This window comes from uncultured Campylobacter sp. (assembly GCF_937997595.1).
Classification (GTDB): Bacteria; Campylobacterota; Campylobacteria; order Campylobacterales; family Campylobacteraceae; genus Campylobacter_B.
This window is the reverse complement of the sequence record NZ_CALKTS010000204.1, coordinates 1-1,850: the sequence shown is the minus strand read 5'-3', so window position 1 is coordinate 1,850 and position 1,850 is coordinate 1. Positions and strand designations below refer to the sequence as shown.

The following is a 1,850-nucleotide window of genomic DNA, read 5'->3' as shown; positions in this document are numbered from 1 at the left end:
AATCTCTTCGTTAATTCGTATGTTTTTGCTAATATTTCCTTCCTTTCGAATAGATATTTTGAACACTCACTCGGTTAAAATTATATCAGAGTGGGCGTCAAAAAGCAAGAGGAGTCTATAATGTTTCTTGTCTATAGCGATATTGAAGAGCTTCACTTATATGAGATGTTTTAATCGTTTTTGAATTGTCTAAGTCTGCGATGGTTCTAGCCACTTTTAATATTTTTAGATAACTACGTGCTGAAATATCTAATTTTGAGGTTGCAGTATCTAATAGTTTTTTTGCTACATCATCTAACATAAACACTGATTTTACATCTTTCATATTTACAGATCCGTTGTATTTTATACAACTATCATAACGTTTTTGTTGTATTTTAGACGATAATTTAATCTTTTTTATAGTGTTAATGCTTTCGTTGTTGTTTTTATTACTTTGAGCTAATAATCTTTCGTTATCGATTCTATTTACATTAATAACCATATCTATACGGTCTAGAAGTGGACCTGATATTTTTCGTTGATAGTTTAAAATTTGCAAAGCTGTACATGTGCATTGCTTAGTTTGATCGCCATAGAATCCACAAGGGCAGGGGTTCATTGTAGCTACTAACATAAAATCTGCCGGATAAACACTTCTATATTTCGTACGGCTAATTGTCACTTTTTTATCTTCGAGAGGTTGTCTTAATACTTCTAGAGTTGTTTTTTGATATTCAGGAATTTCATCTAAAAATAAAATTCCCATATGTGCAAGACTGATTTCACCAGGCATAGCTTTTGGTCCTCCGCCTACTATGGATGTCTTGCTAGCAGTGTGGTGTGGTGCTCTAAAAGGTCTTTTGATATTATTGATATCGATATCTTCGATTAAACCGTGAATCTTAGATACTTCTAGGAGTTCGTTTTTTGTTAAACTTGGCAATAGGTTTAACGCAGCCTTGGCTAACATAGTTTTTCCTGTTCCCGGAGGACCAGCGAGAAGAATATTATGCCTACCGGCAATAGCTATTGTTAAGGCGCGCTTAGCTTGTTCTTGGCCGACTATATCGTCTAGCGATATTTCCTTTGCGTCATCTATCATCACTCGTTTAGATTGTGGTATGATGATTGTTTTTTCGTTTTTAAGATGAAGGAATATGTCTCTTAAATTATTAGCAGGAATTATAGTGATGTCGTCAATCAATGTAGCTTGGTTATAGTTTTTCTCGGGTATGAAAACTTCTTTTACTCCACTATTCTTTAATTTTTCGACAATATTTATTATTCCCTTTATAGGGCGTAAATCTCCGCTAAGTGAAAGTTCGCCAGTAAAAGCACGATGATTAATATCCTTAGGTCTAAGCTGTCCACTAATTGCTAAAATAGATATCGCAATTGGCAAGTCAAAACTTGTTCCGTCTTTTGGTATTTCTGCGGGCGCTAAGTTTATTGTTATTTTCTTTTTTGGGAAATCCAAGCCTGAATTTTTAATTGCACTACGAACGCGTTCTTTTGACTCATCAATAGCTTTATTTCCCATTCCAACTATTTGTAGGGAAGGGAGACCTTGAGATGAATCGCCCTCAACCTCTATTAATTCTCCCGAATATCCAATTGCGGCTGCGGATAAAACTTTACTTATCATGATTTAATTTAATCATAAAGGGTATCCAAAATCAATTTATCATGATATAATTTAAGGGTATTGTTGGGGCTGATTTAGTTTTAGACAAAAGGATTTTAATAATTTATCTTGCAAGTCGGTTACTCGTAAAGTAATAAATAATTGCAAAATCTAATTTTGTAGCAAAGGCTAAGGCTCTTTTTGCGCCTAAGGTAGCTTTTGCGCCAATCGCCGCTTAGTTAAT

Annotated in this window: 1 protein-coding gene; it reads right to left on the bottom strand. The window is 34.3% G+C overall.

Features of this window, described 5'->3' with window-relative positions; genetic code table 11:
- Positions 1 to 115 precede the first annotated feature (115 nt).
- Positions 116 to 1,627, bottom strand: a complete 1,512-nt coding sequence (locus Q0614_RS07155; protein WP_298787616.1) for a YifB family Mg chelatase-like AAA ATPase — start codon at positions 1,625 to 1,627, stop codon at positions 116 to 118.
- Between the last annotated feature and the right edge of the window lie 223 nt (positions 1,628 to 1,850).